Origin of the sequence: Pseudomonas sp. 5P_3.1_Bac2 (genome assembly GCF_025465995.1) — a bacterium.
Lineage (GTDB): Bacteria > Pseudomonadota > Gammaproteobacteria > Pseudomonadales > Pseudomonadaceae > Aquipseudomonas.
On the sequence record NZ_JANLNY010000017.1, the window covers coordinates 42,968 to 66,576 of the forward strand.

Consider the following 23,609-nt stretch of genomic DNA (forward strand, 5'->3'; position numbering starts at 1 on the left):
CCGGGCGGCCTTGGGTACAATTCGTCTTTCAATTTGATCAAGTATCAGGAACGCTTACATGATCGTCAGCCTGCGTCCACTGTCCATCGTCTGCCTTGCCGGGCTCATTGTCGCCTGCTCGAGCCAGCCCTCATCGACCCTGGGCGAGCTGCCGCGCACGCCGCAAGCCAGCATCGAGCAACTGCTGCAACAAGCTGCCAATAGCCCGGCCGGCCAAGCGGCGGCATTACGCCTGTCCGCCACCGACCAGGCCTACAAGCAAAAGGATTTCGCCCGCGCCAGCGCCATCCTGCAGCAAGTGCCGCTGGCCGAGTTGCCCCCCGCGCAACAAGTATTCGCCAGCACCTTGCAAGCCGAGCTGGCCATGGCCAACAACAAACCTAAAGCAGCCCTGCGCGCGCTCCAGCATCCAAGCCTGGAGCGCCTGGCCGAGCTGCCCGTTGAGCAACAACTGCGCACGCAACTGGTACGCGCCAAGGCACTGCAAGCCGACGGGCAAAACCTCGCGGCCGCTCGCGAGCGCATCTTCTTCGCGCCACTGCTGACCGGCACTGACGCCAGTGACAACCACAACCAAATCTGGGCCCTGATCTCCACCCTGCCTGCCAACGAGTTGCAGGCCAGCGGCGACAGCACCCTAGACGGCTGGCTCGGCCTCGCCCAAGCGGCGAAAACCCCAGGCAGCCTGGAGCAACAACAAAAAGCCATCGACAACTGGCAGGCACAGAACCCACAGCACCCAGCCGCCCTCGAACTGCCGCTGGCGCTGCAGGATCTGAAAAAGCTCTCCAGTGCCCCCCTGACCCAGATCGCCCTGCTGCTACCAGAGGAAGGCCCACTGGCCAATGTCGCTCGCGCCCTGCGCGACGGCTTTATGGCTGCCTACTACCAAGCCAAACAAAATGGCGAGAACCCACCGAACATCCAGTTCTACGACAGCTCACGCCTGGCCTCGCTGGATGACTTCTACGCCCAAGCGCAAAACGCCGGCGCGCAACTGGTGATCGGCCCGCTGGAAAAGAACCTGGTCAGCCAACTTAACAGCCGCCCACAACTACCTATTACCACCCTGGCTTTGAATTACAGTGAAACCGCCACCACCGGTCCGGCGCAGCTGTATCAGTTTGGCCTGGCCGCTGAAGACGAAGCCCGTGAAGTCGCGCGCCGTGCCTGGGCCGACGGCATGCGCCGCGCTGTAGCGCTGGTGCCGAACGGTGACTGGGGCGACCGCGTGCTAAATGCCTTCCGTCAGAGCTGGCAGGCTCAGGGCGGCACCTTGATTGCTGCCGAGCACGTCGACCAACCCGTGCAGTTGGCGCAGCAGATTGCTGATCTGTTCCAGCTGCGCCAAAGCGAAGCCCGCGCCAAGCGCCTGCAAAACGCGCTTGGCAGCAATGTCGCAGCAGCACCCTCGCGGCGCCGCGATGTCGACTTTATCTTCCTCGCCGCCACCCCGCAGCAGGCCCAACAGATCAAGCCGACCCTGGCCTTCCAGTACGCTGGTGACGTACCGGTATACGCCACCTCGCATTTGTTCACCGGCGCCTACAACCAAGCCCAGTATCTGGACTTAAACGGCATTCGTTTCTGCGAAACCCCATGGCTGCTTAACAGCAGCGACCCACTGCGCCAGCAAGCCAGCACGCAGTGGCCGCAAGCTAACGGCAGCCTCGGACGCCTCTACGCCATGGGCGCCGATGCCTTCCAGCTGGCCCCACGCCTGCGCCAGCTGCAAAGTCTGCCCGATACCCGCCTGCACGGTCTGTCTGGCGAGCTGAGTCTGAATGCCAGCCAGCGCATTGAACGGCAACTGCCTTGGGCGGAGTTTCGCGACGGCCAAGTGCAAAACCTGCCTGACAGCAGCCAGTAATTGAAAGCAGCGCCCAGCGCCCAACAACGCGGCCAAGCTGCCGAGGCCCAAGCCCGGCAGCATCTTGAGCAACACGGCCTGCGCTTGCTGGCGCACAACTGGCGCTGCCGCCTCGGCGAGCTTGATCTGGTCATGCTCGACGGCGATACAGTAGTATTTATCGAGGTTCGCTATCGGCGCCATAGCGCCTGGGGCGGCGCAGCGGCGAGCGTTGATGCTCGCAAACGTGAGAAACTCATCCACACCGCACAGCTGTTCCTGCAACAAGAAGCGCATTGGGCCAAGCACCCATGCCGTTTTGATGTGATTGCCATAACCGCCGACAGCCAAGCCACCGCGCACCTGGACTGGATTCAAAACGCCTTTGACACCTAACCAGACGCCACACTGAAGGTTATATTCCCGATGGACATGCAAGCCCGTATCCGCCACCTGTTCCAAGCCAGCATCGAGACCAAACAGCAGGCCATGGAAGTGCTGATTCCCTTTATCGAGCAAGGCAGTCAGGCCATGGTTCAGGCCCTGCTCAGCGAAGGCAAGATCCTCTCTTGCGGTAACGGCGGCTCAGCTGGCGATGCTCAGCACTTCTCTTCCGAGCTGCTCAACCGTTTTGAGCGTGAGCGCCCTAGCCTGCCGGCCATCGCCCTGACCACCGACAGCTCGACCATCACCTCGATTGCCAACGACTACAGCTACAACGAGGTGTTCTCCAAGCAAATTCGCGCCCTCGGCCAACCAGGTGACGTCCTGCTGGCGATCTCCACCAGCGGCAACTCGGCCAACGTGATCCAGGCCATCCAAGCCGCCCACGACCGCGAAATGACCGTGGTTGCCCTGACCGGCCGCGACGGCGGCGGCATGGCCTCGCTACTGCTGCCTGAGGACGTGGAGATCCGCGTGCCATCAAAAGTCACTGCACGCATCCAGGAAGTCCACCTGCTGGCCATCCACTGCCTGTGCGACCTGATCGATAGTCAATTGTTTGGGAGTGAAGAATGACCCGTTCACCACTACTACTCGCCGCCTTAGCCCTGACGCTAACGCTCGCCGGCTGCGGTAATCGCAGCCTCGGCAACAAGATCGATGACCAGTTTCTCGCTCCCGACGTCAGCTCGAGCGTGTCCGATGCCCATAAAGACCTCAGCAGCCCGACTTCACACATCGTCGTCACCAGCTACAACGGCGTTATTCTGCTGGCCGGACAAACCCCACGCAGCGACCTGAAAACCCTGGCCGAACAAGCCGCCAAACGGGTCAGTAACGTGCGCAAAGTGCACAACGAACTGCAAGTGCTGGCCCCTACCTCGCTGCTGGTACGCAGCAACGACTCACTGCTGACCAGCCGCATCAAGACCCAGATGCTGGCCGACAGCAGCGTGCCCGGCTCGCGCATCAAGGTGGTGACCGAGAACGGCATCGTTTATCTGCTCGGCGTGGTCTCGCAAATTGAAGGCCGCCAAGCCAGCAACCTGGTGCAGAGCGTTTCCGGCGTGCAAAAAGTGGTCAAGCTGTTCGAGTACACCAACTAGCAGCTGCCACTTAGGTAATAAAAAAGGCGATCCTCGGATCGCCTTTTTTATTACGCAGCTTGCTCGGTCTTACTTGACCACTTTCAGACTTGGCCGACCGCTAGGACGCGGCGGCTCAGTGTCCGGCGGCGTGTCTTCCAGCTCATCCAGGTGGTCCAATTCAGCCACTGCCGGCTCAGCCTCAAACACCATACCCTGGCCATTTTCCCGCGCGTACACCGCGAGTACGGCGGCAGCCGGGATATAGAGACTCTGCGGCACACCCGAGAAGCGACCTTCGAAGCTCACCGCTTCGTTATCCATATGCAGGTGACGCACGGCACTGGGGGAGACATTCAGCACGATCTGGCCGTCGTTGGCGAAACCTGCGGGCACTTGCACACCTGGAAAGTCGGCGTTAACCAACAGGTGTGGCGTGCAGTCGTTATCCACAATCCACTCATAAAGAGCGCGAACCAGATAAGGACGACTCGACTTCATTGCAATTTCCTCGCGTTAACGCATCTCACGTTCTACAGATGACAAACTGCTCCGGAACGCTTCCCGGGCAAATTGCCGCTCCATGTAATCCAGCAGGGGCTTGGCTTGTCTGGGCAACTCAATCCCCAGAATAGGCAAGCGCCACAGAATCGGCAGCAGGCAACAGTCTACTAGACTCAACTCCTCGCTGAGGAAGTAAGCCTTGTCTGCAAACAGCGGTGACACGCCGGTTAAACTTTCACGTAACTCTTTACGCGCCAGGGCCTTAACGGGCTCCTTGATGCGCGCATCGAGAATCACATCAACCTTAGCGCACCAATCGCGTTGAATACGATGCATAAGCAGACGACTGTTCGCCCGGGCGACGGGATACACCGGCAGCAGAGGCGGATGCGGGTAACGCTCGTCCAGGTACTCCATGACGACCGTGGACTCATACAACGCCAGATCACGGTCGACCAAGGTCGGCAAACTGGCATAGGGATTGAGTTCTTGCAGCTTGGCGGGATAGTGCTGCTTATCGACACTGACGATTTCGGCGCTGACACTCTTCTCGGCGAGCACAATACGCACGCGATGAGAGTATTGGTCGGCGGGGTCGGAGTAGCAGGTCAACCTATTGGTCGTACCCATGGGTTCCTCCTCGCTTATAAAGTTATGTACCGCACAAAGAACTGCGCGCCCAAAAGGGCGCGCAGATTAACAGCGAAGTGGCGCAGTCTTAGTGCACGTCCTTCCAGTATTCACGCTTAAGCAGATAAGCGAATACGAAGAAGAAAGCCAAGAACAGCAGCACGTAAGTGCCGATACGCTGGCTCTGCAGCTTGACCGGGTTGGCCGAGTAGGCCAGGAAGGTCACCAGGTTCTTCACCTTCTCATCGAACTCAGCTTCATTCAGCGTGCCAGTGTTCGGCTCGATGGTCAGCTGATCACAAGCTTCGTGAGTGATAGGCGCGCCGGTCAACGGGTCGAATTGTTTCTTACCGTCTTCAACTACCTGGACTTGCTTGCAACCGATGTACTGACGGCCTTGCAGGCCAACCAACACGTTCGGCATACCCACGTTCGGGAACACCTTGTTGTTGGCACCCAGCGGACGCGCAGGATCTTCATAGAAGGTGCGCAGGTAGGTGTACAGCCAATCGTTGCCACGTACGCGAGCGACCAGAGTCAGGTCAGGTGGCGCAGCACCGAACCAAGTTTTGGCGTCTGCCGGGCGCATGCCGATCTTCATGTGATCGCCAATTTTCGAGCCGTTGAACACCAGGTTCTCCAGCATCACGTCATGGGGGATCCCCAAGTCGTCGGCAACCCGCTCAAAACGCTGGTACTGAGCCGAGTGGCAACCCATGCAATAGTTGGCGAAGGTACGCGCACCATCTTGCAGAGCTGCTTTATCGGTCAAATCGATGTCTGCTTTATCCAGCTCATAGCCAACAGTGTTGGCCATGGCCAGAACCGGCATAGCAGCGATTACAAGTGCAGCAAATAGCTTTTTCATCAGCCAGTCACCCTTTCCGGAACCGGTTTGGTCTTCTCGAGTTTGGTATAGAACGGCATCAGCAGGAAGTATGCGAAGTACAGGACGGTGCACACCTGCGACAGCAACGTACGACCTGGAGTTGGCGCCAATACGCCCAGCACGCCCAGAATCACGAAGGACACACAGAAAACCAGCAACCAAACTTTGCTCAGCCAGCCTTTGTAGCGCATCGACTTAACTGGACTACGGTCCAGCCAAGGCAGGACGAACAGCACAGCGATGGCCGCGCCCATGGCGATAACGCCCATCAGCTTGTCTGGAACAGCACGCAGAATCGCGTAGAACGGCGTGAAGTACCAAACCGGAGCGATGTGCTCAGGAGTCTTGAACGGGTTCGCCGCTTCAAAGTTTGGCTTCTCGAGGAAATAACCACCCATTTCCGGGAAGAAGAAAATCACGAAGCAGAACACGAACAGGAACACCACTACGCCGACGATATCTTTCACGGTGTAGTAAGGGTGGAAAGGAATGCCGTCGAGCGGGATGCCGTTCTCGTCCTTCTTCTTCTTGATGTCCACGCCATCGGGGTTGTTCGAACCGACTTCGTGCAGCGCCAGGATGTGCAGCACAACCAGGCCCAGAATCACGATCGGCAGAGCCACAACGTGCAAGGCGAAGAAGCGGTTCAGGGTAATGCCGGAGATCAGGTAGTCACCACGGATCCACTGAGTCAGGTCATCGCCGATCACCGGGATAGCACCGAACAGCGAGATAATTACCTGAGCACCCCAGTACGACATCTGACCCCATGGCAGCAGGTAGCCCATGAAGGCTTCAGCCATCAGCATCAGATAAATCAGCATACCGAAGATCCACACCAGCTCACGCGGCTTCTGGTAGGAGCCGTAGAGCAGACCGCGGAACATGTGCAGGTAAACCACGACGAAGAACGCCGAAGCGCCAGTGGAGTGCATCAGGCGCAGAATCCAGCCGTATTCGACGTCACGCATGATGTATTCGACCGAAGCAAATGCCTCTTCAGCCGAAGGGGTGTAGCTCATGGTCAGCCAAACACCAGTGAGGATCTGGTTAACCAGAACCAGCAGTGCCAGGGAGCCAAAGAAGTAGAAGAAGTTGAAGTTCTTCGGGGCATAGTATTTGGACAGATGGTCTTCCCACATCTTGGTCGCGGGGAAACGTGCATCGACCCATTCCATGAATTTGCTCATCATGCTTGCTCCTGATCCACACCGATGACGACTATGTCATCCGTCTCGTACGTGTGCGGCGGCACCGGCAGGTTCAGCGGTGCAGGCTGGGACTTGTACACACGACCCGCGAGGTCGTAGCGCGAACCATGGCAAGGGCAGAAATAACCGCCGACCCACTCAGCACCCAAATCAGCCGGGGCCACTTCAGGACGGAACGATGGCGAGCAACCCAAGTGGGTGCAGATACCGACCAGCAGCAAGACCTCTGGCTTGATCGAACGAGTCTTCGGATCCACATAAGCAGGTTGAACCGAGGATTTCGAATCGAAGTCTGCCAGTTTGCCTTCAATCTTCGTCAGATTGCTGAGAATTTCCTCAGTACGGCGAACGATAAACACCGGTTGGCCTCGCCATTCAGCAACCATCTGCTGGCCTGGCTCAACCTTACTGACGTTCACCTTAACGGGTGCTCCGGCAGCTTTAGCCTTGGCGCTCGGGAACCAGGACCCTACGAACGGGACCGCGGCACCCACCGCTCCTGCAGCGCCCACCACAGAGGTGGCCGCTACCAGAAAGCGACGCCGGCCTGCATTCACGCCGTCATTGCTCATTCAGTCGTCTCCCATCAGCTTTATGGCCTGTTGGTCAGGCCTATACTAAGTAAAAATCGCTAGCTTAAAAAAATTTGCCAAATGGTAAAGAAAAGCCCCTGTACTGACAAGGAAATACCCTCATAAGTACGACGCAAGCCCTTACAAATTGGGCGTTACAGACGTGCGGCATGATGCCGCATAAGAGTTTAGCAGCCATAAAAAAAACCCAGCTCCGCAAAGGAGGCTGGGCTTTTTTGGTAAGCAGGTAAGCGATTAACGCTTGGAGTACTGCGGACGCTTACGCGCTTTACGCAGACCAACCTTCTTACGCTCAACTTCACGGGCGTCGCGAGTCACGAAGCCAGCTTTACGCAGCGCGCCGCGCAGGCTTTCATCGTAGCTCATCAGAGCACGAGTGATGCCGTGACGGATAGCGCCAGCTTGACCGCTCACACCGCCACCGATAACGGTAACGTAGATGTCGAATTTCTCAACAGTCTCGGTCAGCTCCAGCGGCTGACGAACTACCATGCGGGCAGTTTCGCGACCGAAGAAGTTTTCCAGAGTGCGGTTGTTGATAGAGATATTGCCAGTGCCCGGACGCAGGAAAACGCGTGCGGTTGCAGTCTTGCGACGGCCAGTGCCGTAATTTTGAGTCGCCGACATAATGAACTATTCCGTTAAATCTTCAGTTCTTGGGGCTGCTGAGCAGTATGAGGATGAGCAGCACCCGCATAGACTTTCAGCTTACGGTACATGTCGCGACCCAGCGGGTTCTTAGGCAGCATGCCTTTTACCGCGGTCTCGATCACGCGCTCAGGAGCTTTAGCGATCAGCTTTTCAAAGTTGATCGACTTAATGCCGCCCGGGAAACCAGAGTGGGAGTAGTACATTTTGTCAGTGGTCTTGGCACCAGTGACACGAATCTGCTCAGCATTGATCACAACGATGTAGTCACCGGTATCAACGTGCGGAGTGTATTCAGGTTTGTGCTTGCCACGCAGACGGCTCGCGATTTCGGTAGCCAGACGACCCAGGGTCTGACCAGCAGCATCGACGACGTACCAGTCGCGCTTAACTGTTTCCGGTTTAGCAGTAAAAGTTTTCATTCTTTATAGCCTCAGGGGCCGCCCTGATAAATAAGACGGCGGATCTTACTGAATAGTGCTTACTTTGACAAGGTCAAAGGCAGCCGAAAACAGGCGCTATCGGGGGCTCGGGTCAGCGCGACCGTATACGGCAAGATTCTTCGGCAGGCGGCGCATCACTTCCACTGCAGAAAGAGGTGCGCAATTATCCAGATTGCGCAGAGAATAGCAACCCGATTGTTCCGTGCGTTTTCGCCTTCGTAGGAGTTTGTAATGGAGTACAGTCAACTCGGCCGCAGTAACCTTAACGTCAGTCGCCTGTGCCTGGGCAGCATGACCTGGGGTGAACAAAACACCCGTGACGAGGGGTTCGCCCAGATAGAGCGGGCCAAGGCTTACGGCATCAACTTTATCGACACCGCAGAAATGTACCCGGTGCCGCCCAGGCCCGAGACCTATAGCAAGACCGAACAAATCATTGGCGAGTATTTTAAATCTCGCGGCGACCGCCACGATTGGATCTTGGCCAGCAAAGTGGCCGGCCCCGGCAATGGCGTCAGCCATATCCGCACCCCGCCGCTGAAACATGACCGGGCGAATATCGTCGCCGCGCTGGATGCCAGCCTCAAACGCCTGCAAACCGACTGGATCGACCTCTACCAACTGCACTGGCCAGAGCGCCCGACGAACTTCTTCGGCCAGCTCGGCTACGACCATCAGGAGTATGACGGCACGCCGCTGGCAGAAACCTTGGCAGTGCTAGATGAGCAGGTGAAAGCCGGCAAGATTCGGCATATCGGCCTGTCCAATGAAACGCCATGGGGCACCATGAAGTTTCTGCAATTGGCCGAACAGCATGGCTGGCCGCGCAGCGTATCGATTCAAAACCCCTATAACCTGCTCAACCGCAGCTTTGAAGTCGGCTTGGCCGAAGTGGCGATTCGTGAGCAATGCAGCTTGTTGGCTTACTCACCGATGGCCTTCGGCATGCTTAGCGGCAAATATGGCAACGGCGCGCGCCCGGCGGATGGGCGCCTGACCCTGTTTAGCCGCTTTAGCCGCTACAGCAATCCGCAGTCGGTTGCCGCCTGTGCGCGCTATGTAGCGCTGGCCGAAGAACACGGGCTAAATCCCGGGCAGATGGCCCTGGCGTTTGTCACTTCACGGCCCTTTGTCACCAGTAACATCATCGGCGCGACCAGCCTTGAGCAACTGGAGAGCAACCTGCGCAGCAGCGAACTGCGGTTAAGCGCGCAAGTGCTGGAAGGCATCGAAGCGATCCATCGCAGCCAGCCCAACCCGGCGCCTTAGGCTCAGCCCAGATAGATCAAGCCCGGCGCGTGGCCGGGCTTGATCGTTTATCGCTGCCGGCGAAGCCGCTACAAAGCCCGCGCAATAATCTCTTTCATGATCTCGTTGGTGCCGGCGTAGATTCGCTGCACCCGCGCATCCGCCCAAGCGCGGGCCACCGGGTATTCCCACATATAGCCGTAGCCGCCGTGCAGCTGCACGCACTCATCGAGCACCTTGCACTGCAAATCAGTACCCCAGTACTTGAGCATGGCCGCAGTGGGCACATCCAGCTTGCGCTCAAGGTGCAACTCTAAGCAGCGATCAATAAAGACTCGACCGACCTGCACCTCGGTGGCGATCTCGGCCAGCTTGAAGCGGGTGTTTTGGAAATCCGCCACGGCTTTACCGAAGGCTTTGCGCTCGCGGGTGTAATCCAATGTCCATTGCAGCGCGGCCTCAGCCGAAGCGATGGCGCCGACGCCCACGGTCAAACGCTCTTGGGGCAACTCCTGCATCAAATAGGCAAAGCCCATCCCGGCCTGACCCAGCAGGTTTTCTTTAGGCACGCGCACGTCTTGGAAAAACAGCTCAGAGGTGTCCTGCGCCTTCATCCCGACCTTTTCCAGGCGCTTGCCTTTGGAGAAACCAGGCGTATTGGCTTCAACGAGAAACAAGCTGGTGCCTTTAGCGCCGGCCTTGGGATCAGTCTTGGCCACCACCACGATCAGGTCTGCCAACCAGCCATTGGTAATAAAGGTCTTCGAGCCGTTGATCACGTACTCGTCGCCATCCAGCACGGCCGTGGTTTTTACCCCTTGTAAGTCGGAGCCGGCGCCTGGCTCAGTCATGGCGATGGCCGACACCATTTCGCCGCTAACCAGCTTGGGCAGGTAATGCAGTTTTTGCGCTTCGCTGCCGTAATGCAGGATGTACGGCGCCACGATGTCCGAGTGCAAGGAGAAGCCAATGCCGGTCAGGCCCAAGCGCGCCACTTCTTCGATCACCACCGCGCTATAAAGGAAGTCTGCGGCCATGCCGCCGTACTCTTCCGGGATATGCGAGCAGAGCATCCCCGCCTCCCCCGCCTTACGCCACAGCTCACGATCGACGTGGCCGTCTTTCTCCCACTGCGGGTGAAAGGGCACCGCCTCTTGCTGCAAAAACTTGCGCACGCTGTCGCGAAATTGTTCGTGTTCGGAGCCGAATATTGTTCTTGGAATCATGGCAACACCTGCAAGATAAGGCCGTTTAAAAGTGCACCGACTTTAGCCAAGCAGACGCTTGTTCACACTGGACACAAGCGCCAATAAATAAGACGATCCAGCCAGTGCATGACCACTTAGCCTTAATAAGAACAATATCTATGTCGACTCCACCTGCTTCCACCCTGCGCCGCGTCAGCATCCTTGCCACCCCGGGGGTTTTCGCCTCGACCCTGATGCAGGCCAAAGACTTTTTCCACATGGCCAGCCTGCGTTTTGGTAAGCAGCAAGGCTTAGGTTTAGTCCCCACCTTTGCCATTCATTTAGTCAGCCCCGACGGCCAGCCGGTGCGCAGCTTTAGCGACGTGCTAATCCCCGTCGATGGCAGCCTGGATGACGCCGACATCATTATCCTGCCGGCGTTTTGGGATGACTTCGACGACCTCTGTCAGCGCCACCCGCAAGTGCTCACCTGGCTCAAACAACGCCACGCCGCCGGCAGTTCGATTTGCGGCGAAGCCACCGGGGTGTTCTGGATGGCCCAGGCGGGCTTGTTAGACGGCAAAGAAGCGACCACCTATTGGCGCTTCTTCGCTGAGTTCGCCGAGCGCTTTCCCAAGGTGCTGCTCAATCAAGACAAACACCTTTCCGATGCCGACAACCTCTATTGCGCCGGCGGCACCACTTCCGCCTGCGACCTGTATATCTACCTGATCGAACGTTTCTGTGGCGCCGGCGTGGCCCAAGGCGTGGCGCGGGATATTTTGTATGAGGTACAGCGCAACTACGCACCGGGCAGGATTGGTTTTGGTGGGCAAAAGCTGCACCACGACATGAGCATTTTGCAGATCCAGCAATGGCTCGAGGATCACTTCGCCGACAAGTTTCGCTTTGAAGATGTAGCCCGCGAACACGGCATGAGCATCCGCAATTTTATGCGGCGCTTCCAGGCAGCTACGGGGGATAAGCCGCTGCACTATTTACAGCGCCTGCGTATCGAAACCGCCAAGAGCTTGCTCAGCGCCACGCGCAAGAGCATCAAGACCATCAGCTATGAGGTGGGTTATGACGATGCCAGCTTCTTTGCCCGCCTGTTCCGTCAGCACACGGAGCTGTCGCCCAACCAGTACCGCCGCCAATTCCAACACAAGGAGCAGCCGGCTTAAGCCTTGAACAAACGCGGGCCGGCTCAGTGCCCGCGAATTTTCGCCAGGGTTTGCGCCATCTTCGCCGCCGGCACTTGCTGCAATTGGCACAGCAGCGGATGGGAAACCTCACTCAAGCCATGACGCTCGCGCAGCAGCTGCGCCATAAAGCAGGTCAGGTTGGCCGCCATCTCCGCATCGGCCAAGGCCCGGTGCGCCTGCCCAGTGTCGGGCAGGCCGATCCAATCGTTGAGCTGACCGAGTTTATGACTCGGCGCCAGCGGTAACAGGCGCCGCGCCAACAGCAAGGAACAGGCGAAATCACGGCTACGGCGACGCTGTACTCGGGCCAGCTCAGCATCCCAAAACTTCTGATCGAAGCTGGCGTTGTGCGCCAGCAGCGGCCGCTCGCCCACGAACTCAGCGACCTCTTGCATCACCTGCGCCGCCGGCGGAGCTGTGCGCAACATGGCGTTAGTGATGCCGGTCAGGCGCTCAATAAACGGCGGCACCCAAGCGCCACTGTTCATCAGGCTTTGATAACGGGCAACGATCTGCCCGCCTTCGACTATCACCACCCCGATTTCAGTGGCGCGGGCATCCTGGGCAGGCGACAGCCCGGTGGTTTCAAAGTCGAGCACGGCAATGGAATCAGCCAACATGAATTAATTTCTCAACAGCAAATGGCCTTCAATTGGCACGTAACGAGTGGCTGCGCGCACCAGCGATTGCGCGGTCAAACCGGGCACGCCATAGGCCACCGCGGTAACGCCATAACTTGAGCGGATTTTCTCCAGCAGCAGATCGAAGTCACCGTCGCCGCTGGCCAACACCACCTCATCGACCCGCGTGGCGGCGTCCATGATGTCGATCGTAATGCCCACGTCCCAATCGCCTTTGGCCGAACCATCGCTGCGTTGGATATAGGGCTTGAGCTTCACCTGAAAACCCAAGTTACGCAGGATCTGCTGGAACTGCTGCTGCTTGTGATCACCACGATCAATGGCATAGGCATAGGCCTCAACCACCTCGCCATGCTGGCTGACATCCGCCCACAGCGCCGCGTAGTTGAAGTGGCAGGCATAGGCCTGGCGCACGGTGTAGTAGAGGTTTTGTACATCGGCGAATACGGCAATCTTCTTCACCGTGAATCCTCATGCTTAAGCAATGGAGGCGCAGTATGCCAGAGCCACGGCGGGCATGTCGGACAAGCAGCCGCTGATTGGAGCCAGGCGGCCAATCAGCTAGAGTGGCGCCTGTTCTCACCGACCAGCGGCGACTATGAACCTGCTCTCAGCCTTACGTGATGCCCTGTACTTTTTTATCCACAACCTAGGCGCCATTCTGCGCCTGTGTTTACCGCTGATCGTGCTTGAAGCACTGCTGATGGCGCAGTTCGACAAGCTCGCCACTGACGAACTCAGCATGCTCCTGAAGACCTTGGCCGGTCTGCTGTTTTATCCGCTGTACAGTGCTGCGCTGATCCTCTTTCTGGCGGCGCGCAGCAGCGGCGCCCAACCCCGCACCCGCGACCTGCTGGCCATGAGCCTGACACTCTGGCCCAGATTCGCCTTGCTCACCGGTTTAATGAGTGGCGCGATACTGCTTGGCGCCTCGATCTTTATCCTGCCCGGGATTTGGCTGCTGATCCGCCTGGCGTTTGCCGAATACCTGCTGGTACTGGAACGCTGCGCGCCGATTGAAGCGCTCAAGCGCAGCTTTCAACTCACCGGCGGCCACCTGGCACCACTGTTGGGTTGGATGCTGTTGGTGATGCTGCCGATTTGGCTGATTGACCTGTGGGGCCAGAGCCAGGCGCTGATCGTCCAGAGCGCCTTTTATTCGATTGCGCTGAACTGCGCCACCCAAGTGCTGCAGTTGTTTTCCAGCGTCTTGTTGTTTCGCTTGTTTATGCAGCGCCAAGGCTTAGCCCAACCAGCTCGCGCGGATTAAACGGGGGGCCGCCGCCCGACGACTAAATTGCGCGGTACTAGTGCACGCTTTAGAAGTGTTGCGCTGGACAGTTTGCGACTGCCTAGTCACCCTACGCGACCTCAACTCCCGAGAATGATCGGCAGACATGCGCAACTTTTTTGTGATGTCGAAGCTGTGCTGCTGGGGCCTCGCGGCCCTGCTAGCCACACCCTCTGTAAATGCGGCCACAGCGCCGCGCCCCATCGTCAAAGTGGGCTATTACGAAATCCCTCCCCATAGCTACACCGACAAAAACGGCCGTGCCCAGGGACGGATTATTGAGCTGACCCAGCGTGTACTGGAACAAGCCGGCTACCAAGCGCAAATCCGCGCCTACCCCAGCGCCCGCCTGTACAACGGCCTGCGCAACGGTAGCGTGCAACTATGGCCCGGCGCGGCAGGTAAAGTCGAGCTCGCGGAGCACACACTGGAAAGCCGCAACACCTTGGGCGAGATCAGCCTCAATCTGTATTACCGCCCCGACACCCTGACTCCGCGCTTCCCGGACAGCCTGCGTCATCGCTCGCTGATCATGCTCAACGGCTACACCTATTCCGGACGCATCCACGAATTGCTGGCAGACCCCAACATGGCCATCGAGCAGCACCGCACCACCACCCATGCGGCAGCACTGGAAATGCTCCTGCGCTATCGCGGCGATTTCCTGCTGGACTACCACATCCCCCATCAACAGGCGAGCAAGATCCTCGGAGTGCCGGAGCTGCCGTTTATCCAACTGGAACGCATCCCGGTGCGCTTTATCTTCTCCAAACACGACGCCAACGCCGAGCGACTGCGCAATGCTATGGATCGCGCCTATGAGCAATTACGCGCCCAAGGCGTGGACGTGCGCGTCCCCTGACTCACTTGCGCGGCTTGGCCCGGGCAGTGGCCACGGCGCTTAGCGAATCGCCAGCGCGGCCTAACCCACTTCTGACGAAGATTGAAAATAGGGGGTATTACCGATTTTCTCTTCAATAGAACGTGTGTCATACCTACCTGGCTGAAAGCTCCTGCAAATCAAGCACCGCACGGCTCAAGTAAAATTCAACGCCGGCCTGCAAGCGCCCATCAGGGCTTAGTACCTGACTGCGTATAAAACGGTATTGCGAGTTAATTTTGCCGAGCACCTCTGCCTGTTCCGGCTGGCTGGTGCGCAGGTCTTGGAAGCGCTGCTCGATTGAAGCAGTAAGAGTCTCTCGTTGTGCAACAGACAGCGTCTGCCTGCCCGTAGCTACTTCGGGGTAGTGCCTGATCTGATAATCCAGCAGAAGATGAGCCAGATCATGACTCTGGGCACTGAGCATTTGCTCAATGCTGTCTGAGCCCTCACGCACCTCGGCATATGCCGTCGCAGCGGCATGGCGGAACTTTTGTTGCTCAGTCAAGAATTGCTGCAGCAACTCAGGATAACGCTCACGCTGAGCAGCCGGTAACAACTCTAGCTTGGCTAACAACAGCTTCATCTGCGCCAGTGCCTGTGTCTGGGCAACGGGTTGTCCCAGGTGGGCCATGCACATTTCAAGCGCATGGAGGCTGGAATATGCCGCCGTCAGGCTGCGCTCGTCGCGCGCACGCTCATTCGTATTGAAGTACGCCAGAGTGCTGGCACCGAGCAAGTCGCCATGACCGATCACCTCGCTAAGCTTTTGTGGGCTAGCGTTGCTTGCCCAGACCGACACGCTCAACCAGCACAAAGCAAGCACCAGCAAACTCTTTCGCATACTCCATCACCCTATTCTTATTATTAGTGAAAGTAGGAAAAGATCAGACTCGAATGCACGCCCCTCAGGCCCCTTCAGCGCGCCTGCGACGGCTAACTTACCCCTTAAGAATGCAGCAGGTCAGCGTACTTGAGCACTTGCATGGCGAGCCGCACGGCGCCCTGAGAAAACACAGTCGGCGGCTGACAGGCCGCTGACATACAGGTTCGACGGCAGACCGATCGCCGTCCGCCCTGCCGCATACAGACCCGCAATACTGCTGCCATCCGCACGCAGAACCTGACCGGTTTCTTCGTTGACCTTGAGTCCGCCCACCGTCATAGCCGAGCACGGGAACAACTTGCTGTTAGCCGAGACATCGACAGCGTAGAAAGGCCCTTCAAGTAGCGGGTGGCATTCTTTGGCTGATTTACCGAACTCATCGGGGCTGTAGCCTCTGGCGCTTTCGTTATAGCGCTTTACCGAAGCCAGCAGCGTTTCTTCGGATACGCCGATTTTCTTGGCCAATGAGCCCAGCGTGCGGCCCTTCTTGGTTTGGAAGATCAGCGCCAGAATCAATGGCAAACGCATAAAGGGGAACAGGTTTTCCCACAGGGTAGAACGCCAGGACTGACGATATAGCGCTCGATCCAAAATGATGTAACCGCGACCGCCATGGTTTTCATTCATCTCACGCCCGATCGCCGCGCCATACAGTTCTTCATTAACAAAGCGCTGCCCCGCTGCATTGATCAACATCCCCTTAGGCCACTGCGCAGGTGGGTTAATAAAACGCCAACTGCTGACACGCTCCATCAAGTCCGCGGCGCCCCCGGCACTTTGTCCAAGCAAAATGCCACTGCCGTTATCGCCTCCAGGCGAGCCCATCGCCATGTTGGAGACATATTTCGCCGCATGCTCACGCAGCATGTTGCGGTTCCAGATAAATCCGCCGGCACTGAGGCATACGCCTTTGTACGCACGAATAAACTGTGGCACGCCGTACTTTTGCTGTAGCTGCTGGGCTCGTGCCCAATAACCTGCGGCTTTACGCTCAAGTTTGGGAAAACCGGGCATTGAGCTGGGTAGTTTTTGCAGGATGGCTCGCGCCCGCTCCTGGGCTTCAGCAAATTGCTTGGTATAGGGCGACCCCTCTGGCATGTGGAGAGTCATGACGCCCAGCACGTCGCCAGCCTTAGACATGATCATCCGCTGTACATTTGTACGTGGCCAGAAGCGCACCCCTAATGCCTTTGCGCTCGCCTGCAGAGGCTCGGTCAGATAGATACCAAAACCGGTCGCTTGATTATTACGGGCATGCCAGTACTTGTGCCCGCGAGGTATGGAAGGTGTTTGCGCGGCGTAAGTTGCGGCCAGGCCACTGTCTGAGTGATAAAGAAAATATCCAGCGGGAGGATAGAAAGTTTTATGTGGGTAATAGGTTTCGCCGAACCTGACGCCATGCGTCACTAACCAATTAAAGTCGTCAACACTGCCCTCACAGAATCGGCGTAAGGTCTCTGCTTTAACGACACCATCAACCTCCAACTTCAAATAGTTGTACATGTCTTCGGCAGTGTCTTTTATACCGAGCGCCTGCTGCACCGCAGTGCCACCACCGGCATAGAAAATGCCGCCATTCATGGCGGTCGCCCCACCGCCGGCAAAGCTATCCAGAGCAATCACGCTGAGGCCATTTTGCGCGGCCTGCACAGCTGCGCTAACACCTGCGCCACCGTACCCCACCACCACAAAATCAGCCGAGTCCGTCCACTGCAACTCATCTTCTGAGGTCAAAACAAGAGGTTGCTCCAGTGAACCGTCCATAGTGCACATCGCGTCAGTCGGATCATGCTTCATATCGGTATCTTGCACTCAACAGCCAGGCAGAAAGGACCCCAGCCAGGCACCTTTCGGGCCTGGCTGGGGCTGGACTCAGGACATGCTCAGAGCGAGATCGCCACCGGCCTTAATACCGGCGGCTTGTTCTTGAGCAATTTTCTCGGCCGCCTGCTGCTCCCAAACTGGCAGGGCATGGCGGGTGTCCGTTTCGGCCTCAAAGCGATTGACCATCTCTGGTTTGATATCCGCCACATCAACATAGAACTGCTCATACCAACGGCGCAGTTGGTACAGAGGACCGTCGCTGTCACACAGCAGCGGGTTGTCGATCTTGGTTTTGGTCTCCCAGATATGGACATCCTGCAGCGTGCCGCGGCGTAGGAAGCCTGCAACCTGCTTGGCCCGCTCTGCGTTGTATTCCTTAGACAGGTTCGGGTTATCGCGCACGATAAAGCCCATATGCAACGCGAAGTTCTCTTCGTCTATCGGGTACTGCGCCAGAATTTCAATGGCCTCGCAGGAATCCTCTGCCGATAGTTTGAACATCAGGCGCGAGACCAGATACGCGGGGCCGTGATAGGTGGTCTCACCACGGTTCCAGCAAGGCAGTGCGTGGACATCACCTTGATAGGTCTGATCACGCGCATAACCTGGATTCTCAGGCTGTGGGCCAATTTCCAGATACTGAGTGGCAAAGTGATCTTCAAACACGTTCTTGAAATAGGAGCTGCCACCGCCTTTACCTTCACCATGAATGTAAAAGAAATGGGCAACGTCGACTAAGTTATCGATCAGCTCACGACCTGTCGTGTTGAGCTCGTGGAATGACCAGTCCCAGTCACTCCATGTATCGCTAAAGGAACCTTCCAGACGCGGAATAATGACGTTGTCCGTAGGCAGACTGCCCTCTTGGTCGTACCAGACAAACAGCTGCTTGTTTTCTTCACAGGTCACAAAGCGCTGAGTGCGAGCCCGTGGTGGTACACGCTTGGCGTAAGGAATGCCGGTGCACTTGCCCTCGCCATCCCAACGCCAATCATGGAACGGGCAAGCAATGCTATCGCCCTTGATCACACCCTCTGCCAAGTTGCCACCGAGGTGCGGGCAGAAGGCATTGATGACGTTGAGCTTTTTGCTGATTTCGCCCTCAAAGACCACCAGTTCGGTGCCAAAGGCCTTGACCTTATGCGGCTTGCCATCGCGAAACCACTCGGTCAGTCCCAAGCAGTGCCAACCGCGCGCAAAGCGCTGCATTTTTTCACTGACAATAATCCGTACTTGCTCTTCCACGATTGTGCTCTCCAATTGTTGTAATTCTGATTCGATATAGGGAGTCGCCATCCGCTCAGACGATGAGCCGTGTCTGGGCCAAACCACTGCGTACTAAGGGTGCAAGACTGAGATCAGCCTGCTCCAACTCTTCGCGAACCCAGGCAGCAGGTTCATGCGCAGCAAGTGCATGACACCATGCGTGTATGCTCGCCATAGCGGCTGCCGGCACAGCATCGCCGGCCAGGTTCACGTCCACATCGACGCTCACGTCACACTGGCTGCCGTGCACACCAGACAAGGTGAATTGCACGGTCTGCACTGTTGCGTCAGGCGTCGTCAGGATGTGATTGATGCGTTCCACACAGACCTCTTTGCGCAACCAGTCGGCGAGACCAAGGCGCATCAAACGCTGCACTTCATCCGCTAAAAAAACACCCTTCAATGGATTGAGCACCATCCCCACAGCCACGTCTGCGACACAATCTTCAACGACCATTACGTGCTCACGACTCAGGCCCAGCGCGATTGAGCACTGCAAATGACCAGCCGCACTGCCATCATTAAAGTGAGTAATTTTCAGCCGTTGAGCACCAGTCGATACAGGCATCTGCATAGCCTCGCCCCATCCTCTTTCTGTGCCACACCGGCAGTTGCCCTGCCGGTGTGTTGGGTTTAAAGAAAGAAATCCTGGTTCTGCGCGCCAAGCTGGACCTTGGCCCAGTTGGCGCCAAACATGGCGAACTGGTTAGCCGCATGCTGGCGACCCACATTGATATCGGCCAGGAAGCGGCCGTAGGGATTTTTCGTATACACCGCCGCACCACCTGCAGCCTTGAACAACCGGCTGGCCAAGTGCGAGATGCGCTCTGGTGGGTAACTGGCCTGGAAGCGGAACTTCACACGCTCTTCAATGGAGGCGCTTTCACCCCGGGCGGCATAACCTTCCAGGACCTCGAAATTGCGGCGCAGGACCAAGGTCAACTCATCGATCGCGTTGCTGGCTTCGGCAATCACCAACTGGGCCGCCGAGTCATCGCTGGTTTTGAGCCCGATGACGTTGACCCGGGTCTTGGCGGTTTCCATAAAGCAATCCAGCATGCCGCGCAGAGCGCCGATGGCGGCGGTAGAAACCGCACGGCTGAAGACCTGACCAAACGGCAAGCGGTACAACGTCGAGGTGTTCACCGCGTTGCCAGGGCTTTGGCAGGTAAAGCCATCCACCATTTTGTGCGTGCGGTAGTCCGGAACAAAGACATCCTTAATCACAATATCCTTACTGCCGGTGCCTTTAAGGCCCGAGGTCTGCCACGTATCAACAATCTCGTAGTCCTTGCGCGGAATCAGCCAGGTACGGGCATCGATAGGCTGCCCTTCTGGCGTCTCGACAAAGCCGCCCAGAAATACCCAATCGCAGTGATCGCAACCACTGGAATAGCCCCAGCGGCCGCTGAAAATAAAGCCGCCCTCAACCGGTTTACCGCGCCCGGTTGGCATGTAGGAAGAGGAGATGCGCACGTTGCTGTCCTTACCCCACACCTCTTGCGCGGCACGGTCATCAAACAGTGCCATCTGCCACGCATGCACAGCGACTACCGAGTACACCCAACCTGCCGACATATCGCCTTCGGCCAGGGTCATCACAATGTCGTAGAACACGTTGGGGCTCATTTCATAGCCACCATAGCGTTTGGGCTGCAGCACACGGAACAAGCCTGCGGCCTCCATATCCGCAATGGTTTCTTCTGGCAGGCTACGGCGCTCATCCCCCAAGGCTGCGCGTTCACGCAGTACGGGAATGAGGGCACGAGCACGGGCAATCAGCTCTTCGCCACTGGGGATATCGGATACTGCTGAGGTTTTCTCGGTTGTTTGCATTGTTCTTATGCTCCCACGTAGTGGACTCTAAATTGCGTTAGGTCGTAACGGCCTCTGCTTGTCGAAGGAGAAGGCCGACCGTTTTCATCAGGACTCTAAAAACCTTCAATGCCCCGGCGGAGCACTCCACTGGTGACCCCAGTGACTGCCGCGGGTGGTCTCGAATACGCTGTGATCGTTCTGCCAATCCTTGACCAAACCGCCACAACCGAACTCCAAGGCAAAACCGCCTGGCGTCCACACATAGAAAGAGACCATGTCATCGTTTACGTGGCGGCCTAAGGAGGCGGCCAGCGGCACCTTGTGCTGCGCAATGCGGTCCAGAGCACGGCCGACATCGTCCAACTCCGGCACCTCCAGCATGATGTGTACACACCCGCTGGGTTGCGGCATCTCAGCTAAGGCCAGGCTGTGCTGGCGAGGATTGCAATGCATGAAATAAATACGCGCGGTGTATTCCGGCGACAGTGGCGCATGCAGGATGTCGGATAGACCGAAGCCACAGACTTCAGTCCAGAACGCATAGGAGGCGTCGAAATTCATTGACGGCAGCACCACATGCCCCATGCCCATATTGCCGGTGACAAAGCGCTGCACGCCCACCGGAGAAATAAACGGCAGGAAGTCAGAGATAGGCCCCCAGGTAACTTCCTGACGGTTACCGGACGGGTCGACGAAGGAGAACATGCCTGTCACACAGCGCACGCGGCGCTCTTCGGCGGTGGACTCAATCAGCTCAGCGCCGGCCTTCACAATAGCCGCTCGCGCCGCAGTAAACGCAGCTTCGCTGACCGTCTCCCACCCTGAGCAATACAGCCCATCACGGGCCCCTGGAACAACCAGAATACGATAGCGGCGACTGTCGGCCTTGAGGTACAGGCCACCTGACGGCGTGTTCTCTGCGGCCAAACCGATCACTTGCGTTGCGAAGAAACGCCACTTCTCGACATCGGTCGACTCGACCACGATATAGGCCAACTGGTTAATGCTCATGCGCTTACCTCTGCGTATTGTTTTTGTTCGAGTGTTTTCTTATCAGCCATCAAAACTGACCGAAACTTTGTCGCTGACTGGCCGCGCCTGACAGGACAGCACCCATCCTTCGGCCAAGTCGGCAGCGCTTAAAACTTCATTGCTGCGCATGCTCACTTCGCCTTCATGAACGCGGCACATACAGGCGCTGCAACGCCCTTCGCGGCAGGAAAACGGGGCATCCACACCGGCTGCCAGCAGGGCATCCAGCAGATCGACCTGGCCGGACCAGCTCAGCCCGTGGGCTTGCCCATCCAGCTGCACCTTGAGCTCAACTGCCGTCCCGTCGTCCTCGCCGGCGGCAGGCTGATCGAGCAGCACCCCCGGATCACTATTCAGGGAGACAAAACGCTCAACATGAATGCGACTGCGGTCGACATTCAGCTCCACAAGCGCGCTCTCCACGCCATCCATAAATGGGCCTGGGCCGCAGACAAATGCATGGGCCGCCACATGCGCACGAGCAATACCTTTAACCTGAGCCTGCGTTGGCAAACCCTGCACCGACTCCAGCCAGTGCATGACCGTCAAACGCTGCGGGTAGGTTTGCGCCAGGGCCTTGAGCTCATCGCGGAAAATCACTGAGCGCTCATCACGGTTGGCGTAAAACAAAAACACATTGCCTTGGCCCTGATGCAGACACGCCTTAAGAATGGACATCACCGGCGTGATACCACTGCCACCAGCGAACAAGACGAAATCAACATCCAAAGACTTAGGGCAAAACACCCCGGCCGGCGGCAACACTTCCAGGGTGTCACCGGGCTTTAGCGTGTCGCACACCCAGTTCGAGCCCTGCCCGCCTTGCACACGTTTAATCGTGACTTTGAGCCCCTGATCGACCTGCGGCGTACTGGCCAGCGAGTAGCAGCGGGCAATGGGCTGGTCTGCCGTGGGAATACGCAGCGTCAGAAACTGCCCTGGCTTGTAATTGAACGCCGATGAGTCGGCCGGCACGCGGAAAACCACCGACTTGCTATCGTGGGTCTCCTCGATAACCTGGGCCACTTGCAATGAGCGATATAGAGACTTCGACATATCCTGTTCTCTAGCAATAATCGAGTGGTGCGCTGGCCCCGAACGCCGTTCGGGGCCAGGCAGCTCAACCGAGAAAATTCAGCACGGCGTGATTGAAGTAGTCAGGTTCCTCGAGCATGAACCAGTGACCAGAGCGACTCGAAATCACCACTCGGACATCCGCGACTTTGTCTGCAACCTGCAAGGCATGGCGCACCGGCAGGAAGTTATCCTTCTGCCCCCACAGGCAAAGCACCGGCATTTGCAACTCCGCCAAGCGGTCTGCAAACACCTCAACTTTCATGGTTGAGAAAACCTCCATCGGCTGCTCCAGCCAGATCGGCAGGCGCGAGTCGATCACCGCCTCGGTGATGGTTTCCGCAGAGGCCACGATGTGATGCAACAGCTCGCGAAAGGACTCGCGGTCGCTTTTACGCTGTTGAATAAATGCGCCCATGCACACCAGGCCGCTCATTTCGGCAGCCCACAGCGCAGGGTTTTCGACACCACCCGGGCCCATGACCACAAGCTTGCTCACTTGCTCCGGATAGCTCAGGGCATATTGAAATGAAATGGCGCCGCCCAGCGAGTTGCCAATCAACACAACTTTGGACACGCCTTTTTGCGCCAGCAGCTCATGCAACACCTGCACATGCAGGGCCGAGGTATAAGCGAGGTCCTGCGGCTTATCCGACAGGCCGTAGCCCAGGTAGTCAGGAACCAGAACGTGATATCCCAGTTCAGCAAAGAACGGGTAATTCAGGTGGAAATTGCTATAGCCACTGGCACCAGGGCCGCTGCCGTGCAAGAACACCAACGTAGGCTTGGCCGCAGAGGCACGACCCACCTCGTGATAATGCACACGATGACCACTGCTAAGCTGGGCAAACTGCCCGAGTGGAATTGGCTGGTGCGAAGATGTTGTTGGCGAGGTCATACCCTTGCTCCTTTATTGTCATGGAGCGACTATGCCTCTCTCAAATCTCCCCTCGCATGATCC

Annotated in this window: 26 protein-coding genes; 8 read left to right on the top strand and 18 right to left on the bottom strand. The window is 57.5% G+C overall.

Going from position 1 to position 23,609, the window contains the following annotated elements; genetic code table 11:
* The first annotated feature begins 58 nt into the window (after nt 1-58).
* From NTD81_RS10925 to NTD81_RS10940, 4 genes are read left to right on the top strand one after another with little or no spacing between them, the layout of a single operon-like run.
* Nucleotides 59-1,870 carry a penicillin-binding protein activator gene (locus NTD81_RS10925; RefSeq protein ID WP_262182341.1) on the top strand — a complete coding sequence of 604 codons (1,812 nt, stop codon included), beginning with the start codon at nt 59-61 and terminating at the stop codon, nt 1,868-1,870.
* Entirely contained in the window at nt 1,871-2,245 is a 375-nt protein-coding gene (locus NTD81_RS10930; RefSeq protein ID WP_262182342.1) for a YraN family protein, read from the top strand.
* A gap of 30 nt (nt 2,246-2,275) precedes the next feature.
* Entirely contained in the window at nt 2,276-2,869 is a 594-nt protein-coding gene (locus NTD81_RS10935) for a phosphoheptose isomerase (protein ID WP_090249136.1), read from the top strand.
* Nucleotides 2,866-3,399, top strand: a complete 534-nt coding sequence (locus NTD81_RS10940) for a BON domain-containing protein (RefSeq protein ID WP_262182343.1) — start codon at nt 2,866-2,868, stop codon at nt 3,397-3,399. Before NTD81_RS10935 ends, NTD81_RS10940 begins: the two co-directional genes overlap by 4 nt.
* A gap of 69 nt (nt 3,400-3,468) precedes the next feature.
* Here NTD81_RS10940 and NTD81_RS10945 read toward each other — a convergent pair whose 3' ends face one another.
* From NTD81_RS10945 to rplM, 7 genes are all read right to left on the bottom strand, one after another.
* The gene (locus NTD81_RS10945; protein WP_262182344.1) at nt 3,469-3,879 is read right to left on the bottom strand and encodes a ClpXP protease specificity-enhancing factor; all 411 of its coding nucleotides are present in this window, start codon (nt 3,877-3,879) and stop codon (nt 3,469-3,471) included.
* 15 nt (nt 3,880-3,894) lie between these two features.
* Nucleotides 3,895-4,512: a glutathione S-transferase N-terminal domain-containing protein gene (locus NTD81_RS10950; protein WP_262182345.1), complete on the bottom strand. Its 618-nt coding sequence runs from the start codon at nt 4,510-4,512 to the stop codon at nt 3,895-3,897.
* A gap of 88 nt (nt 4,513-4,600) precedes the next feature.
* Complete coding sequence (locus NTD81_RS10955; RefSeq protein ID WP_262182346.1) at nt 4,601-5,380, bottom strand: cytochrome c1; 780 nt, start codon at nt 5,378-5,380, stop codon at nt 4,601-4,603.
* Complete coding sequence (locus NTD81_RS10960; RefSeq protein WP_262182418.1) at nt 5,380-6,591, bottom strand: cytochrome b; 1,212 nt, start codon at nt 6,589-6,591, stop codon at nt 5,380-5,382. The genes NTD81_RS10955 and NTD81_RS10960 overlap by 1 nt, the downstream gene beginning before the upstream one ends.
* Entirely contained in the window at nt 6,591-7,184 is a 594-nt protein-coding gene (gene petA, locus NTD81_RS10965; RefSeq protein ID WP_262182348.1) for a ubiquinol-cytochrome c reductase iron-sulfur subunit, read from the bottom strand. Before petA ends, NTD81_RS10960 begins: the two co-directional genes overlap by 1 nt.
* 255 nt (nt 7,185-7,439) lie before the next feature.
* Nucleotides 7,440-7,832, bottom strand: coding sequence for a 30S ribosomal protein S9 (gene rpsI / locus NTD81_RS10970; protein ID WP_262182350.1), 393 nt, complete (start codon nt 7,830-7,832; stop codon nt 7,440-7,442).
* A 14-nt stretch (nt 7,833-7,846) separates the two neighbouring features.
* The gene (gene rplM, locus NTD81_RS10975) at nt 7,847-8,275 is read right to left on the bottom strand and encodes a 50S ribosomal protein L13 (protein WP_262182352.1); all 429 of its coding nucleotides are present in this window, start codon (nt 8,273-8,275) and stop codon (nt 7,847-7,849) included.
* 252 nt (nt 8,276-8,527) lie between these two features.
* Here rplM and NTD81_RS10980 point away from each other — a divergent pair, with 252 nt between their 5' ends.
* Nucleotides 8,528-9,565: an NADP(H)-dependent aldo-keto reductase gene (locus NTD81_RS10980; RefSeq protein ID WP_262182354.1), complete on the top strand. Its 1,038-nt coding sequence runs from the start codon at nt 8,528-8,530 to the stop codon at nt 9,563-9,565.
* A gap of 68 nt (nt 9,566-9,633) precedes the next feature.
* On the opposite strand, the gene NTD81_RS10985 is transcribed toward NTD81_RS10980, so the two are convergent.
* A complete protein-coding gene (locus tag NTD81_RS10985; protein WP_262182356.1) occupies nt 9,634-10,770 on the bottom strand; it encodes an acyl-CoA dehydrogenase family protein in 1,137 nt (378 codons plus the stop codon).
* Between the two features lie 239 nt (nt 10,771-11,009).
* Here NTD81_RS10985 and NTD81_RS10990 point away from each other — a divergent pair, with 239 nt between their 5' ends.
* Nucleotides 11,010-11,915, top strand: coding sequence for a GlxA family transcriptional regulator (locus tag NTD81_RS10990; RefSeq protein ID WP_262182419.1), 906 nt, complete (start codon nt 11,010-11,012; stop codon nt 11,913-11,915).
* Nucleotides 11,916-11,938: 23 nt separating this feature from the next.
* On the opposite strand, the gene NTD81_RS10995 is transcribed toward NTD81_RS10990, so the two are convergent.
* Together NTD81_RS10995 and NTD81_RS11000 are read right to left on the bottom strand one after the other, a co-directional pair.
* Nucleotides 11,939-12,556 (bottom strand): PolC-type DNA polymerase III, encoded by a 618-nt coding sequence (locus NTD81_RS10995; protein WP_262182358.1) that lies wholly within the window; start codon nt 12,554-12,556, stop codon nt 11,939-11,941.
* Between the two features lie 3 nt (nt 12,557-12,559).
* On the bottom strand, nt 12,560-13,039 hold the full coding sequence (locus tag NTD81_RS11000; protein WP_262182361.1) for an NYN domain-containing protein: 480 nt from the start codon (nt 13,037-13,039) through the stop codon (nt 12,560-12,562).
* Nucleotides 13,040-13,175: 136 nt separating this feature from the next.
* Here NTD81_RS11000 and NTD81_RS11005 point away from each other — a divergent pair, with 136 nt between their 5' ends.
* Both NTD81_RS11005 and NTD81_RS11010 read left to right on the top strand, forming a co-directional pair.
* Complete coding sequence (locus NTD81_RS11005) at nt 13,176-13,847, top strand: hypothetical protein (RefSeq protein WP_262182362.1); 672 nt, start codon at nt 13,176-13,178, stop codon at nt 13,845-13,847.
* A gap of 127 nt (nt 13,848-13,974) precedes the next feature.
* Nucleotides 13,975-14,730 carry a substrate-binding periplasmic protein gene (locus tag NTD81_RS11010; RefSeq protein ID WP_262182364.1) on the top strand — a complete coding sequence of 252 codons (756 nt, stop codon included), beginning with the start codon at nt 13,975-13,977 and terminating at the stop codon, nt 14,728-14,730.
* A gap of 133 nt (nt 14,731-14,863) precedes the next feature.
* Here the strand turns inward: NTD81_RS11010 and NTD81_RS11015 are convergent, their stop codons facing one another.
* The 8 genes from NTD81_RS11015 to NTD81_RS11050 all read right to left on the bottom strand — a co-directional run bounded on the left by NTD81_RS11015 (nt 14,864) and on the right by NTD81_RS11050 (nt 23,546).
* Nucleotides 14,864-15,580, bottom strand: a complete 717-nt coding sequence (locus NTD81_RS11015) for a hypothetical protein (protein ID WP_262182365.1) — start codon at nt 15,578-15,580, stop codon at nt 14,864-14,866.
* 132 nt (nt 15,581-15,712) lie between these two features.
* On the bottom strand, nt 15,713-17,446 hold the full coding sequence (locus tag NTD81_RS11020; protein ID WP_262182366.1) for an FAD-binding protein: 1,734 nt from the start codon (nt 17,444-17,446) through the stop codon (nt 15,713-15,715).
* 60 nt (nt 17,447-17,506) lie between these two features.
* On the bottom strand, nt 17,507-18,703 hold the full coding sequence (locus tag NTD81_RS11025; protein WP_262182367.1) for an aromatic ring-hydroxylating dioxygenase subunit alpha: 1,197 nt from the start codon (nt 18,701-18,703) through the stop codon (nt 17,507-17,509).
* Between the two features lie 55 nt (nt 18,704-18,758).
* Complete coding sequence (locus tag NTD81_RS11030; protein ID WP_262182368.1) at nt 18,759-19,298, bottom strand: hypothetical protein; 540 nt, start codon at nt 19,296-19,298, stop codon at nt 18,759-18,761.
* A gap of 59 nt (nt 19,299-19,357) precedes the next feature.
* Nucleotides 19,358-20,560 carry an acyl-CoA dehydrogenase family protein gene (locus tag NTD81_RS11035; RefSeq protein ID WP_262182370.1) on the bottom strand — a complete coding sequence of 401 codons (1,203 nt, stop codon included), beginning with the start codon at nt 20,558-20,560 and terminating at the stop codon, nt 19,358-19,360.
* Nucleotides 20,561-20,665: 105 nt separating this feature from the next.
* On the bottom strand, nt 20,666-21,553 hold the full coding sequence (locus NTD81_RS11040) for a VOC family protein (protein ID WP_262182372.1): 888 nt from the start codon (nt 21,551-21,553) through the stop codon (nt 20,666-20,668).
* A gap of 42 nt (nt 21,554-21,595) precedes the next feature.
* Nucleotides 21,596-22,630: a ferredoxin--NADP reductase gene (locus NTD81_RS11045; RefSeq protein ID WP_262182374.1), complete on the bottom strand. Its 1,035-nt coding sequence runs from the start codon at nt 22,628-22,630 to the stop codon at nt 21,596-21,598.
* Nucleotides 22,631-22,694: 64 nt separating this feature from the next.
* Nucleotides 22,695-23,546, bottom strand: coding sequence for an alpha/beta fold hydrolase (locus tag NTD81_RS11050; protein WP_262182375.1), 852 nt, complete (start codon nt 23,544-23,546; stop codon nt 22,695-22,697).
* Between the last annotated feature and the right edge of the window lie 63 nt (nt 23,547-23,609).

Excerpts from the sequence above, each read along its gene's own strand:
- NTD81_RS10925 (WP_262182341.1), top strand. The coding sequence starts at position 59 with ATGATCGTCAGCCTGCGTCCACTGTCCATCGTCTGCCTTGCCGGGCTC.
- NTD81_RS10935 (WP_090249136.1), top strand. The coding sequence starts at position 2,276 with ATGGACATGCAAGCCCGTATCCGCCACCTGTTCCAAGCCAGCATCGAG.
- NTD81_RS10940 (WP_262182343.1), top strand. The coding sequence starts at position 2,866 with ATGACCCGTTCACCACTACTACTCGCCGCCTTAGCCCTGACGCTAACG.
- NTD81_RS10945 (WP_262182344.1), bottom strand. The coding sequence starts at position 3,879 with ATGAAGTCGAGTCGTCCTTATCTGGTTCGCGCTCTTTATGAGTGGATT.
- NTD81_RS10950 (WP_262182345.1), bottom strand. The coding sequence starts at position 4,512 with ATGGGTACGACCAATAGGTTGACCTGCTACTCCGACCCCGCCGACCAA.
- NTD81_RS10955 (WP_262182346.1), bottom strand. The coding sequence starts at position 5,380 with ATGAAAAAGCTATTTGCTGCACTTGTAATCGCTGCTATGCCGGTTCTG.
- NTD81_RS10960 (WP_262182418.1), bottom strand. The coding sequence starts at position 6,591 with ATGAGCAAATTCATGGAATGGGTCGATGCACGTTTCCCCGCGACCAAG.
- petA (WP_262182348.1), bottom strand. The coding sequence starts at position 7,184 with ATGAGCAATGACGGCGTGAATGCAGGCCGGCGTCGCTTTCTGGTAGCG.
- rpsI (WP_262182350.1), bottom strand. The coding sequence starts at position 7,832 with ATGTCGGCGACTCAAAATTACGGCACTGGCCGTCGCAAGACTGCAACC.
- rplM (WP_262182352.1), bottom strand. The coding sequence starts at position 8,275 with ATGAAAACTTTTACTGCTAAACCGGAAACAGTTAAGCGCGACTGGTAC.
- NTD81_RS10980 (WP_262182354.1), top strand. The coding sequence starts at position 8,528 with ATGGAGTACAGTCAACTCGGCCGCAGTAACCTTAACGTCAGTCGCCTG.
- NTD81_RS10985 (WP_262182356.1), bottom strand. The coding sequence starts at position 10,770 with ATGATTCCAAGAACAATATTCGGCTCCGAACACGAACAATTTCGCGAC.
- NTD81_RS10990 (WP_262182419.1), top strand. The coding sequence starts at position 11,010 with ATGGCCAGCCTGCGTTTTGGTAAGCAGCAAGGCTTAGGTTTAGTCCCC.
- NTD81_RS10995 (WP_262182358.1), bottom strand. The coding sequence starts at position 12,556 with ATGTTGGCTGATTCCATTGCCGTGCTCGACTTTGAAACCACCGGGCTG.
- NTD81_RS11005 (WP_262182362.1), top strand. The coding sequence starts at position 13,176 with ATGAACCTGCTCTCAGCCTTACGTGATGCCCTGTACTTTTTTATCCAC.
- NTD81_RS11010 (WP_262182364.1), top strand. The coding sequence starts at position 13,975 with ATGCGCAACTTTTTTGTGATGTCGAAGCTGTGCTGCTGGGGCCTCGCG.
- NTD81_RS11030 (WP_262182368.1), bottom strand. The coding sequence starts at position 19,298 with ATGCAGATGCCTGTATCGACTGGTGCTCAACGGCTGAAAATTACTCAC.
- NTD81_RS11035 (WP_262182370.1), bottom strand. The coding sequence starts at position 20,560 with ATGCAAACAACCGAGAAAACCTCAGCAGTATCCGATATCCCCAGTGGC.
- NTD81_RS11040 (WP_262182372.1), bottom strand. The coding sequence starts at position 21,553 with ATGAGCATTAACCAGTTGGCCTATATCGTGGTCGAGTCGACCGATGTC.
- NTD81_RS11045 (WP_262182374.1), bottom strand. The coding sequence starts at position 22,630 with ATGTCGAAGTCTCTATATCGCTCATTGCAAGTGGCCCAGGTTATCGAG.
- NTD81_RS11050 (WP_262182375.1), bottom strand. The coding sequence starts at position 23,546 with ATGACCTCGCCAACAACATCTTCGCACCAGCCAATTCCACTCGGGCAG.